The 12,440-nt window shown below is 67.3% G+C and carries 13 protein-coding genes; 4 read left to right on the forward strand and 9 right to left on the reverse strand.

All coding sequences use genetic code 11. The features are described from left to right. Positions 1-13: 13 nt before the first annotated feature. Complete coding sequence (locus PQB87_RS13860; protein WP_021160789.1) at positions 14-340, forward strand: c-type cytochrome; 327 nt, start codon at positions 14-16, stop codon at positions 338-340. Between the two features lie 140 nt (positions 341-480). Here PQB87_RS13860 and PQB87_RS13865 read toward each other — a convergent pair whose 3' ends face one another. The 3 genes from PQB87_RS13865 to PQB87_RS13875 are packed head-to-tail and all read right to left on the reverse strand — an operon-like array spanning position 481 to position 3,254. Continuing rightward, positions 481-1,266: a DUF2486 family protein gene (locus PQB87_RS13865; RefSeq protein WP_489242151.1), complete on the reverse strand. Its 786-nt coding sequence runs from the start codon at positions 1,264-1,266 to the stop codon at positions 481-483. 25 nt (positions 1,267-1,291) lie between these two features. Further along, entirely contained in the window at positions 1,292-1,708 is a 417-nt protein-coding gene (locus tag PQB87_RS13870) for a DNA polymerase III subunit chi (protein ID WP_021160787.1), read from the reverse strand. 34 nt (positions 1,709-1,742) lie between these two features. After that, positions 1,743-3,254 carry a leucyl aminopeptidase gene (locus PQB87_RS13875; RefSeq protein ID WP_021160786.1) on the reverse strand — a complete coding sequence of 504 codons (1,512 nt, stop codon included), beginning with the start codon at positions 3,252-3,254 and terminating at the stop codon, positions 1,743-1,745. Between the two features lie 122 nt (positions 3,255-3,376). Between PQB87_RS13875 and lptF the strand changes: the two genes are divergently transcribed. The 3 genes from lptF to PQB87_RS13890 are packed head-to-tail and all read left to right on the forward strand — an operon-like array spanning position 3,377 to position 6,031. After that, complete coding sequence (lptF, locus tag PQB87_RS13880; RefSeq protein ID WP_021160785.1) at positions 3,377-4,468, forward strand: LPS export ABC transporter permease LptF; 1,092 nt, start codon at positions 3,377-3,379, stop codon at positions 4,466-4,468. Positions 4,469-4,471: 3 nt separating this feature from the next. Further along, complete coding sequence (lptG, locus tag PQB87_RS13885; protein WP_021160784.1) at positions 4,472-5,620, forward strand: LPS export ABC transporter permease LptG; 1,149 nt, start codon at positions 4,472-4,474, stop codon at positions 5,618-5,620. Between the two features lie 27 nt (positions 5,621-5,647). Then, positions 5,648-6,031 (forward strand): sirohydrochlorin chelatase, encoded by a 384-nt coding sequence (locus PQB87_RS13890; RefSeq protein WP_059590488.1) that lies wholly within the window; start codon positions 5,648-5,650, stop codon positions 6,029-6,031. Between the two features lie 105 nt (positions 6,032-6,136). On the opposite strand, the gene cobA is transcribed toward PQB87_RS13890, so the two are convergent. From cobA to PQB87_RS13920, 6 genes are all read right to left on the reverse strand, one after another. Beyond that, a complete protein-coding gene (gene cobA / locus PQB87_RS13895; protein WP_048022585.1) occupies positions 6,137-6,886 on the reverse strand; it encodes a uroporphyrinogen-III C-methyltransferase in 750 nt (249 codons plus the stop codon). Between the two features lie 86 nt (positions 6,887-6,972). Further along, on the reverse strand, positions 6,973-8,289 hold the full coding sequence (locus PQB87_RS13900) for a sulfate adenylyltransferase subunit 1 (protein ID WP_021160781.1): 1,317 nt from the start codon (positions 8,287-8,289) through the stop codon (positions 6,973-6,975). Positions 8,290-8,311: 22 nt separating this feature from the next. Further along, the gene (gene cysD, locus PQB87_RS13905; protein WP_059496676.1) at positions 8,312-9,274 is read right to left on the reverse strand and encodes a sulfate adenylyltransferase subunit CysD; all 963 of its coding nucleotides are present in this window, start codon (positions 9,272-9,274) and stop codon (positions 8,312-8,314) included. Between the two features lie 76 nt (positions 9,275-9,350). Further along, on the reverse strand, positions 9,351-10,100 hold the full coding sequence (locus tag PQB87_RS13910) for a phosphoadenylyl-sulfate reductase (protein ID WP_027786707.1): 750 nt from the start codon (positions 10,098-10,100) through the stop codon (positions 9,351-9,353). Then, positions 10,097-10,648, reverse strand: a complete 552-nt coding sequence (locus tag PQB87_RS13915) for a DUF934 domain-containing protein (RefSeq protein ID WP_027786706.1) — start codon at positions 10,646-10,648, stop codon at positions 10,097-10,099. Before PQB87_RS13915 ends, PQB87_RS13910 begins: the two co-directional genes overlap by 4 nt. Positions 10,649-10,673: 25 nt before the next feature. Next, positions 10,674-12,353 (reverse strand): nitrite/sulfite reductase, encoded by a 1,680-nt coding sequence (locus PQB87_RS13920; RefSeq protein ID WP_027786705.1) that lies wholly within the window; start codon positions 12,351-12,353, stop codon positions 10,674-10,676. Positions 12,354-12,440 lie beyond the last annotated feature (87 nt).

The raw sequence follows: 12,440 nt of genomic DNA on the forward strand, positions 1-12,440 counted from the left end.
GGCGGAGAACCGCATGAAACACTCGATATTGCGCGTCCTGCTCGCCACGCTGCTGATCGGCAGCGGGGCGGCGGCGCGCGCCGACCAGGCCGACGGGCTCGCACTTGCCCAGCGCAAGAACTGCATGGCCTGCCACGCGATCGGCAAACCGCTGATGGGCCCGTCGTTCCGCGACATCGCCGGCAAGTATGCGGCGCGCGGCGACGCCGTCGATTACCTCGCCCAATCGATCGTTAAAGGGAGCGTCGGCGTATGGGGCAGTGTGCCGATGCCCGCCAATACGCAACTGACGAGCACCGAAGCCCACACGCTCGCGCAATGGGCGCTGTCGGTACGCTGATCCGGGCTCAACGGGCGGAAACCGCCGTCACGCGGGGTTCCGCCGGCAGGCAGGCCCGCCGCGGCTGACCCGCACCTCGCCGGCCGCTTCACCGGCCCTTACTGGAATCGCACCCCGTTTTTCACCTGAAGGCCGCGCGCTCAACCGGCATGACCGGTGCGGCGGCGTGCGATTTCTTCGTCGACCGCGTCGCGAACCCAGTCCATCACCTCGGTTTCCAGCGCCAGCGCCACTTCGCGCGTGATCTGGCCGACCAGCCAGGCCGAATGCTCATGCAGCGCGTCGCGACAACGGGCCTCGATGGCGTCGCGCCCTTCCCCGGTCAGATAGTTCGTCAGGCGATTGCGCAGGCGCTCGGCGATGTGCTGGGCATCTTCCGGCGTCAGTCCGGCCACTGCCTGCGCATCCTGCTGCGGCGCGGCGGCCGCTGCGGGGGCCGGTGCGACGGCCTCCGGCATGTGCGCCTCACGCGCGTGCCCGACCGCCTCACGCGCCACCGCGGCGAACGCGTGCGGCAGCACATCGTCGTCGGCCAGCGACGAGCGCAGCGGCGCACTCATCGCCGCCGAGTCTTCGGCAACCACGTGCTCCGCGGCGCCGGGCTCCGCCGGCGCATCGGTCTCGCCAAGCGCGGCGGCGGCGACAGTCGCCGTCTCCACCGCCTCGTCGCCCGGCAGTTCGACCACCTGCACGTGCGGCGTCGGCACGGGTTCGACCACGACGGAATCGGGGTCGAACGCGTCGGGCATGGAATCGGCCGGCGCCGCACCCGCGGTGCGTGGCGCGACCACGTCGGTCAGCACCGGAATCGCCGCGCCGGCAGGCGGCCGCGGAGCGTCGGGCGCGGGCCCGCGCGCCGGCACCGGCTTGCCCGGCACCAGCACGTCGGTCAGCGTCGGGATCGAGGATGAATCGGCTTCTGTCACGGGAACACTCCGTCGACGGTTGCGGCTAGCTGCCCTGCTTGTAGTTGTTCAGCGCGTATCCGCGGTCGCGGTAGAACCGGTAGCGGTCGCGGCCTGCGGCCAGCTCGTCCGGCGCGTTGCCGACCACTTCGAGCAGGCGCTCGAAGCGGGCGAACTGCGCAGGCACGGCCGCGCCGAGGTTCAGCAGCACGTGATGATGCGGTGCGCGGTCGAGATCCGCGGCCAGCACGATCGGCGTGCCGGCTGCGTGCTCGCTGTCGACACCGCAATGCGGGATGAAATCGAGCGGCGAGAACGTCCAGAGCCGCTCGTCGAGCGCGCGCAGGCGCGCGGGCTCGGCGAGCACGACGACCGGCTGCCCGGCCTGGTAGGCCTTGCGCAGCAGCCGGCACGCGTACGCGAGCGAATCGCCGACGTTCGAGTGGAAATCGATCCGCGTCATTGCCCGCGTACCCGCAGCGTCGTCAGCACCGCCATCACTGGCCGGCGCGGTCGATCAGGAACTGCGCGAGCAGCGGCACCGGACGGCCCGTCGCCCCCTTCGCCGCACCGCCCTTCCACGCGGTGCCCGCGATGTCGAGGTGCGCCCACGGATAGCTGTCGGTGAAGCGCGACAGGAAGCACGCGGCGGTCACGGCGCCGGCCGGGCGCCCGCCGATGTTCGCGAGATCCGCGAAATTCGACTTCAGCTGATCCTGGTATTCGTCGTCGAGCGGCATGCGCCATGCCGGGTCGTTCGCCTCGCGCGACGCGTCGAGCAGTTCGCCCGCAAGCGCGTCGTTCGTCGAGAACAGGCCGCTGTTGTGGCCGCCCAGTGCGATCACGCACGCGCCCGTCAGCGTTGCGACGTCGATCACGGCGGCCGGCTTGAAGCGCTCGGCATACGTCAGCGCGTCGCACAGGATCAGGCGCCCTTCGGCGTCGGTGTTCAACACCTCGATCGTCAGGCCCTTCATGCTGGTGACGATGTCGCCCGGCTTCGTCGCGTTGCCGCCCGGCATGTTCTCGCAGGTCGGCACGATCGCGACGACGTTGATCTTCAGGCCCATCTCGGCGACCGCACGCATCGTACCGAGCACCGAACCGGCGCCGCACATGTCGTACTTCATCTCGTCCATGCCCTCGCCCGGCTTCAGCGAGATGCCGCCCGTGTCGAACGTGATGCCCTTGCCGACCAGCACGACCGGCGCGGCCTTCGCGGCGGCGCCCTGGTAGTGCAGCACGATGAACTGCGGCGGCTCGACCGACGCGCGCGCGACCGACAGGAACGAGCCCATCTTCAGCGCCTGGATCTGCTTGAGCCCGAGCACTTCCGCCTTCAGGCCCCAATCCTTCGCGATCTTCTTCGCGGTGTTGCCGAGGTAGGTCGGCGTGCAGACGTTACCCGGCAGGTTGCCGAGGTCGCGGGTGAGATCCATCCCGTTCGCGAGCGCGACGGCCTGCTTGACCGCGACCTTCGCGGCCTTTTCGTCGGACGGATCGACGCTGAACACGACGCGCTTGAGCGTGTGCGACGCCGGTTCCGGCTTGCTCTTCATCTGCGTGAAGCGGTAGGTCTCGTTGCGCAGCGCGAGAATCGCCGCGCGCACGCCCCAGTCGGAGCTGCGCTCGTCGACCGGCAGTTGCGCGAGCGTGAACGTGACCTGGACGACCTTGGTCGCCAGCAGTGCGCGCCACGCGGCCGTCGCTGCGTCGTTATAGGCTTTCTGGTTGAAAGCATCCTGCTTGCCGAGGCCGACGAGCAGCACGCGCGACGCGCCGATGCCCGACACTTCGTGCAGGAACAGCGTCTTGCCGCGCTTGCCGTCCATGTCGCCGGCCTTCACCACGCGCGAAATCAGTCCCTTGGTGGCCGTGTCGATGTCGAGCGCCGCGCCCGAGAGGGTCTGCGCCTCGAAGATGCCGAGCACGATGCAATCGGACTTCCCGGTCAGGAACCCCTTCGCCTCGCCTTTGCTCCAATCACAGCCTTTTATGCTAAAGTCCATCGCGCTTGTCCTCGGATAAAATCTGGGCTAAGGATGAAAGCCGCAATTATCCGCTATTTTTCCCGTGGCGGCGCGAGCGCTCCGCTACGCGTGCGCAGCCTCCCGCCCTCTTCTCTTCAAGAATGATCTTCGAACGCTCCCTCCAGCGCGAGCTTGCGTATACGGCTGGCGCCGTGTTCATGGTGCTGCTCACGATCATGCTCACGACGATGATGATCCGCATCGTCGGTTACGCCGCGTCCGGTGAAATCGATCCGCGGGACGTCCTCGTGCTGATCGGCCTCACCGTGATCGGCTACCTCGCCGTGATGCTCGTCGTCACGCTGTTCGTGTCGATCCTGTTCGTGCTGACCCGGTGGTACCGGGACTCCGAAATGGTCGTGTGGCTCGCGTCGGGCGTAAGCCTCACGCGCCTCATCAAGCCGATCGGCGTGTTCGCCACGCCGATCATCCTGCTGATCGCCTTCTTCGCGTTCGTCGGCTGGCCGTGGTCGAACCAGCAAAGCAAGATGATCAAGGCACGCTTCCAGCAGCGCGACGAGATCTCGCTGCTCGCGCCGGGCCAGTTCCGCGAGTCGGCCACGAACCACCGCGTGTTCTTCATCGAGAAGATGACGCCCGACCAGAGCAAGGTGCAGAACGTGTTCGTCACGTCGACCGAGAACGGCAAGGTCAACGTGGTCGTATCGCAGACGGGTCACACGGAAACGCGCGACGGCAGCCGCTTCGTCGTCCTGGAAGACGGCCGCCGCTACGACGGCACGCCCGGCCAGCCGAACTTCAAGATCATGGAGTTCGAGCGCTACGGCGTGAAGATCACGAGCACGCCGGTCACCAACGTGCCGACCACGAACAGCACGCCGACGCCGGACCTGCTGCGCAACCCGACGCGCGACAACCTCGCGGAATTCGCGTGGCGCGCGGGGCTACCGCTGATCGCGATCAACCTGCTGGTGCTCGGCATTCCGCTGTCGTACCAGAACCCGCGCCGCAGCCGCACGATCAACCTCGTGATGGCCGTGCTGATCTACCTCACGTACTCGAACCTGCTGAACGTCGTGCAGGCGCAGATCGAGCAGGGCAAGATGTCGTTCGGCGTCGGCCTGGTCGGCCTGCACCTCGTCGTCGCCGCGATCGTCGCGTTCATCTTCTGGTTGCGCGTGCGCAATCGTCCGCTGTTTACACGCGCGCTGTTCGGCCGCTCGGGAGCATGATCGATGCGGCTCTATGAAAAGTACTTCGCGCGACAGATCTACGTCACGTTCGTCTTCATCCTGTTCGCGTTCTCGGGCCTGTTCTTCTTCTTCGACCTGATCAGCGAACTGAACTCGGTCGGGCACGGCAACTACAAGTTCGGCTACGCGGTGTTGCGCGTCGCGCTGCAGACCCCGTCGCGCTTCTACGAGATCATCCCGGTCGCCGCGCTGATCAGCGCGATCTACGTGTTCGCGCAGATGGCCGCGAACTCGGAATTCACGATCTTCCGCGTGTCGGGTCTCGCGACCAACCAGGCGCTGCGCTCGCTGCTGAAGATCGGCATTCCGCTCGTGATCGTCACCTACCTGATCGGCGAATTCGTCGGCCCGTACGCCGATCAGTTGTCCGAGCGCGTGCGACTGCAGGCGCTCGGCGCATCGGTGTCGTCGAACTTCCAGTCGGGCGTGTGGGTGAAGGACACGCTCGCGGCCCGCGAAAACGGCGAGCAGGTCACGCGTTTCGTCAACGTCGGCAGCCTGTCGCCCGACTCGACGATCAGCAACGTGCGCATCTACGAATTCGATTCGAAGTTCCAGCTCCAGAACGTGCGGATCGCGCAGACGGGACGCTACGAGCCGCCCGGCCACTGGCTGTTGAAGGGCGTCTCCGAGACCGAGCTGACGCCGATCAAGCCGATCAGCGGCCAGCCGGCCGACGCGCTCAACCCGGTGTACCGGTCGCAGCAGGTATCGCTGCCCGAATACCGGCTGCGTTCGGACCTGACGCCGCAGATCCTGTCGGTGCTGCTCGTGTCGCCGGAGCGCATGTCGATCATCAACCTGTTCCGCTACATCCAGCATTTGCGCGAGAACCAGCAGGACACGCAGCGCTACGACATCGCACTGTGGCGCAAGCTGCTGTATCCGTTCGCCGTGTTCGTGATGCTCGTGCTGTCGCTGCCGTTCGCCTACCTGCACACGCGGGCTGGCGTGGTCGGCGTGAAGGTGTTCGGCGGCATCATGCTCGGCATGAGCTTCCAGCTCCTCAACACGCTGTTCTCGCACATCGGCACGCTGAACACGTGGCCCGCGCCGCTCACTGCCGCGACGCCGGGCCTGATCTATCTCGCGCTCGGCCTGTTCGCGCTCAAGTGGGTCGACCGGCACTGAGCGCCGCGTCATGACGGAGGCTTCGACATGAGTTCGCACGGCATCGTCCTGTTCGGCCACGGCGCCCGCGACCCGCGCTGGGCCGAGCCGTTCGAGCGGCTCGCCGCGCGGCTGCGCGGCGCCGCCTCCCCCGCGGCCCACGTATCGCTCGCGTTCCTCGAACTGATGACGCCGACGCTCGGTGACGCGGTCGCCGCGCAGGTCGCGGCCGGCTGCTCGCACATCACCGTGGTGCCCGTGTTCTTCGGCCAGGGCGGCCATGTCCGCCGCGATCTGCCGCAACTCGTCGATGCGTGCCGCGCCGCGCATCCGGGCATCGAGATCCGCTGCGCGACGGCCGTCGGCGAAGACGACGGCGTGCTCGACGCGATCGCGCGCTACTGTATCGACCAGATCGATAGCAACGCGTGAGCCGCGCGGTTAGCGTTTAGCGTGCACAAAGAAAAAGCGCCGGCTTGATGAAGCCGGCGCTTTTTTGTTTCGGACTGCGGCGGGATCCCGCTCAGGCCGCCCTGCTCAGGCCGCATTTCGCAGCGAATCGCCCTCTTTCGCCTGTCCGGCCCGCTCGGCGAACGCATCGCCGATCATCAGCAGGCTCGGTTCCGCGGGATCGAGCCACGCCTGCGCGTCGCCCGCCGCCATCTGCGCGAGCGTCAGCGTCAGCGTGCGCTCGCGCGCGGTGCTGCACGCCTCGACGATCGCCACGGGCGTCGCCGGCGCACGGCCTGCGTCGATCAGTTCCTGCGCGATGCCGGGCGCGCTGTCGCGGCCCATGTAGTACACGATCGAATCGGCGCGCGCGGCTTCGCGAATCTCGTCGCTGCCCGGCGCGCGGCTGTGCGTCGCGAACGCGACGCTGCGCGACACGCCGCGCAGCGTCAGCGAACGCTTCAGCGTCGCCGCGCCGGCCAGTGCCGCGGTGATGCCCGGCACGACCTCGTAGTCGATGCCGGCTGCTTCCAGCGCGCGCATCTCCTCCTCGGCACGACCGAACAGCATCGGGTCACCGCCCTTGAGCCGCACGACGCACGCGTGCTCGCGCGCCGCATCGACGATCTGCTTGTTGATGAAGTGCTGCGCGGTCGAGCGCTGCCCGCAGCGCTTGCCGACCGCTATCCGGCGCGCGTTCGGCGCGTAGTCGAGCATCGCGGGCTCGACGAGCGCGTCGTGCAGCACGACGTCCGCCTGCGCGAGCAGCCGCGCGCCGCGCACCGTGATGAGGTCCGCCGCGCCCGGCCCTGCTCCGATCAGATACACCTTGCCCATGTTTGTCGCTTCGCTTCGTCCGTGCGGACGTTTGCCTACGGCCCGCGCCGCCGTGCGGCGGCGCGGTTTGCCGCGCAGATTGACGATTACGCCGAGAACGCCCGGATCATGCCCGCGGCGACCGTGTGATGCGTCGCCTCGTCGATCAGCACGAACGCACCGGTACCCGGATGCGCGTCGTACGTGTCGCAGACGATCGGCTTCTGCAGCGTCAGCGCGACACGGCCGATGTCGTTCATCTTCAGGTCGTGACGGTCGGTCGCATGCGACAGCGTGTGCACGTCGAGCACCTGCTTGACGCCGCCGATCTTCGCGAACACCGTGCTGGTGGTCTGCTTCAGCAGGTACTTGCGCTGCGGCGACAGCGGCGTCTCGTCGAACCAGCACAGATCGGCTTCGAGCTTCTTCGCCGGTGCAACCGGCTCGCCGGAGGTGACGAACATGTCGCCGCGCGACACGTCGACATCTTCCGCGAGGCGGATCGTCACGGTCTGGCCCGCGAACGCGTGCGCGACCGACGCGGTGCCGCCCGGCACCGGCGCGACGATCTCGGCGACCGTTGCCGTGCGGTTCGACGGCAACACGGCGATCTCGTCGCCGACCTTCACTTCGCCCGACTCGATACGGCCCATGTAGCCGCGGAAATCGTCGGCCGAGCTGCCGTCCTGGCGCGCAACCCACTGCACCGGGAAGCGCAGCGCGTCATGCGCCTGCGTCTCGACCGGCAGCGATTCGAGCACGTCGAGCAGCGGTTCGCCCGCGTACCACGGCATGCGTTCGCTCGCGCCGACGATGTTGTCGCCCTTCAGCGCCGACACCGGCACGAAGCGCACGTCGGTGAGGCCGAGCTGCTTCGCCAGCGTGACGTACGCGTCGCGGATCTCGTTGAAGCGCGCTTCGCTGTAGTCGACGAGGTCCATCTTGTTGATCGCGACGATCACGTGCTGCAGCGCGAGCAGCTTGACGATCGCGCTGTGACGCTTGGTCTGCGGCAGCAGGTCGGCGACACCGTTCTCGACCGTCACGCGCGTCGCGTCGATCAGGATGATCGCCGCGTGCGCGGTCGATGCGCCCGTCACCATGTTGCGCGTGTACTGCTCGTGGCCCGGCGTATCGGCGATGATGAACTTGCGCTTCGCGGTCGCGAAGTAGCGGTACGCGACGTCGATCGTGATGCCCTGCTCGCGCTCGGCTTCGAGACCGTCGGTCAGGAGCGCGAGGTCGAGCTCGTCGCCGACCGTGCGCTTGTTCTTCGCGCGCGACAGCGCGGACAGCTGGTCGGACAGCACGGCCTTGCTGTCGTACAGCAGGCGGCCGATCAGCGTGCTCTTGCCGTCGTCGACGCTGCCTGCGGTGATGAAGCGCAACACGCCGAGGTCTTCGGTGTTCTCGATGATGCTCATGATGTGAATGTCCTCGTGTGCTTCAGAAATAACCTTGCTTCTTGCGCTGTTCCATCGCGGCTTCGGAGGCCTGGTCGTCCATCCGGGTCGCGCCGCGCTCGGTGATCTCGGTCACCGCCGTCTCGGCGATGATCTTCTCGACGTCGTCCGCGTCGCTCTCGACCGGGCACGTGCAGCTGATGTCGCCCACGGTACGGAAGCGCACCTGCGCGAGCTCGCTCGTCTCGCCGTCACGCATCGGCGTGAGCGGCGTGACCGGCACGAGCAGGCCGTTGCGGCGCACGATCTCGCGCTGGTGCGCGTAGTAGATCGACGGCAGTTCGAGGTTCTCGCGCGCGATGTACTGCCACACGTCGAGTTCCGTCCAGTTCGAGATCGGGAACACGCGCAGGTGCTCGCCGTTGTGCAGGCGGGCGTTGTACAGGCTCCACAGTTCCGGGCGCTGCGCTTTCGGATCCCACTGGCCGAATTCGTCGCGGAACGAGAAGATCCGCTCCTTCGCGCGTGCCTTCTCTTCGTCGCGGCGCGCACCGCCGATCAGCGCCGTATAGCCGTGCTGTTCGATCGTCTCGAGCAGCGTGACGGCCTGTGCGGCGTTGCGCGAATCGGTTTCGCGGCGCAGCACGACCGTGCCGCGCTTGATCGAATCCTCGACGTGACCGACGACCAGCTCGGCGCCGAGTTCTTTCGCGCGGCGGTCGCGGAAGTCGATCACTTCCTCGTAGTTGTGGCCCGTGTCGATGTGCACGAGCGGGAACGGCAGCGTCGTCTTGCGGTTCGCGCCGAGGCCGAACGCCTTCAGCGCCAGGTGCAGCACGACGACCGAATCCTTGCCGCCCGAGAACAACAGCGCCGGCTTGCTGCATTCGGCGACCAGTTCGCGCAGGATGTGGATCGACTCGGCTTCGAGCCAGTCGAGGTGGCCCATGCGGTTGTCGGCACCGGCGGGCGGGGCAAAGGCGGATTGCTCGAGCGTCGTGCTCATGATTTCAGTCCTTCTCTTCTGGGTTCGTGCCGCCCGCTGTCGCGGGCGGCGCAATATTCAGTTTCTTGTCAGGCTTTCAGTGCGTGGCGCCGGCAACGGCGTCCGCGGGAATCGGCGTGATCGTGATGTGCAGGCCGCATTCCTTCGTGTCGCGCGACTCCCACCACCAGCGGCCCGCGCGGCTGTCCTCGCCGGGGCGGATCGCCCGCGTACAGGGCTCGCAGCCGATGCTCGGATAGCCGCGCGCATGCAGCGGGTTCACCGGCACGTCAAACGCGTTAAGGTACGCCCACACGTCGCTTTCCGTCCAGTCGGCGAGCGGGTTGTACTTCGCGATCCCGCGCGCTTCGTCCTGCTCTTCCTCGTGCAGCTCGGCACGCGTGACCGACTGCTCGCGGCGCTGGCCCGTGACCCATGCCCCGACGTCGGCCAGCGCACGATTCAGCGGCTCGACCTTGCGGATGTGGCAGCACGACTTGCGCAGCTCGACGCTTTCGTAGAACGCGTTCAGGCCGTGCTCGGCGACGTACTGGTCGACCGCGTCCTGCTGCGGGTGAAACTGCTCGATCTCGTAGCCGTAGCGCTCGCGCACGCGGTCGATCATGCCGAGCGTTTCCGCGTGCAGGCGGCCCGTGTTCAGCGAGAAGATGCCGATCCGGACGCCCTTCGACAGGATCGCGTGCGTCAGCAGCATGTCTTCCGCCGCGAGACTGCTCGCGAACTTCACCTTCTCGTGACGCGCGCCGATCTGCGCGAGCAGCGCGTCGAGGCGCTCGACCTTCGCGGCGAGTTCCGGGCTCAGCGCGGTGGCGGCGGCGGTGCTCATGCGCCCACCTTCGCTTGCGCCACGCCGGCCGCCGCGGCGCGGCGGCGGAACAGCGGTTCGGGCTGGTCGAACGCGCCCTGATAACGCTGCGTGAATTCCGTGAACGCGTTCAGCGCGTCGTGGATGTCCTTGTCGGCGCGCACCGCGAATGCGTCGAAGCCGCAACGCGACATGTACAGCAACTGGTCGCGCAGCACGTCGCCGATCGCGCGCAGTTCGCCCGTCCAGCCGTGGCGCTCGCGCAGCAGGCGCGCGATGCTGTAGCCGCGGCCGTCCGCGAAGCGCGGGAAGTCGACGGCGACCAGCGAAATCGCGCCGAAGTCGGCCACGAGATCGGCCGGCTCGCTGTCCGGGGCGAGCCACACGCCGAGCTCGTCCTTCGTCTTCGCGGCGACGAGCGCCGCGCGCTCGGCCTGCCACAACGCGAACGGCACCAGCACCTTGCCGGCCGGCAACGCGTCGACCGCGGGCAGTGCACCGTCTTCCGCCGCGCGCACGACCTGCCATGCATCGTCGATCACTGCGCGGTTCTTGATAATCGAAGCCATCTGCTAATTCCTTCTACCCGGTTGGTTACGCGTTCACTGCCTGGCGCGCCGCATACACGCGCTCCTTGAACGGCGCGATGCCGATGCGGTCGTACGTGTCGACGAAGCGCTCGCCGTCGACGCGCGATTCGACGAACGTGTCGATCAGCTTCGCGATCACGTCGGGCACTTCCTCCGCCGAGAACGACGGCCCGATCACGCGGCCGAGGCGCGCGCCGTTCCGGCCCGTGCCCTGCTCGCCGCCGAGCGACACCTGGTACCACTCGGCGCCGTCCTTGTCGACGCCGAGGATGCCGATGTTGCCGACGTGGTGGTGACCGCACGAGTTCATGCAACCGGAAATGTTCAGCGACAGGTCGCCGAGGTCGTACACGTAGTCCAGATCGTCGAAACGCTGCTGGATCGCCAGCGCGATCGGGATCGACTTCGCGTTCGCGAGCGAACAGAAGTCGCCGCCCGGGCACGCGATGATGTCGGTCAGCAGGCCGATGTTCGGCGTCGCGAAACCGGCCGCCTTCGCCTTTTCCCAGACCTCGAACAGGTCGCGCTTCTTCACGTTCGCGAGAATCAGGTTCTGCTCGTGCGACACGCGCAGCTCGCCGAACGAGTAGGCGTCGGCCCAGTCGGCCACCAGGTCCATCTGCTGGTCGGTCGCATCGCCCGGCGCGATGCGGTGATCCTTCAGCGACAGCGTGACGGCTGCATAGCCGGCCACCTTGTGCGGTGCGACGTTACGCTCGACCCAGCGCGCGAACGCCTTGTTCTCGAGCAGGTGCTGTTCGAACGATGCATCGGTGTCGGCCAGCTTCTCGTAGACGGGCGGCTGGAAGTACTGCGACACGCGATCGACTTCCGCCTGCGTGAGCGTCGACGGGCCGTCCTTCAGGTGCTGCCACTCTTCCTCGACCTGCTGCGCGAACTTCGCGGGCGACAGCGCCTTCACGAGGATCTTGATGCGCGCCTTGTACAGGTTGTCGCGGCGGCCGTAGCGGTTGTACACGCGCAGCACGGCTTCGCAGTAGGTCAGCAGGTGCTGCCACGGCAGGTCTTCCTTGATCACCGCGCCGATGATCGGCGTACGGCCGAGGCCGCCGCCCGCGAGGATGCTCGCGACCACTTCGCCCTGCGCGTTCTTCTTCAGGTACACGCCGAGGTCGTGAATCTGCACGGCCGCGCGGTCGTCCTTCGAGCCCGACACCGCGATCTTGAACTTGCGCGGCAGCCACGCGAATTCGGGATGGAACGTCGACCACTGGCGCAGGATTTCCGACCACGGGCGCGGATCGATCTCTTCGTCCTGGGCGACGCCGGCGAACTGGTCGGCCGTGATGTTGCGGATGCAGTTGCCCGACGTCTGGATGCCGTGCATCTGCACCGACGCGAGCTTCGCGAGGATCTCGGGCGTTTCCTCGAGCTGGATCCAGTTGAACTGGATGTTCGAGCGGGTCGAGAAGTGGCCGTAGCCGCGGTCGTGTTCGCGGGCGATGCGCGCCAGCATCCGGAGCTGGTCGCTGCGCAGGTTGCCGTACGGAATCGCGATGCGGTGCATGTACGCGTGGCGCTGCATGTACAGGCCGTTCTGCAGGCGCAGCGGACGGAATTCTTCTTCGCTCAACTCGCCCGACAGCCGGCGGCGCACCTGATCGCGGTACTGCGCGACACGCTCGTCGACGATCGTCTGGTCGTATTGGTCGTACTGATACATTCGGGGACCCCAGGGTTTTCGTGGTGACCGCGCGACGTCCTAGCCACGTCGCGCCCGAATCTCCGTTCCGCCGTCACCGCCCCCATC

The sequence above is a fragment of the Burkholderia sp. KL41 genome, assembly GCF_057005415.2.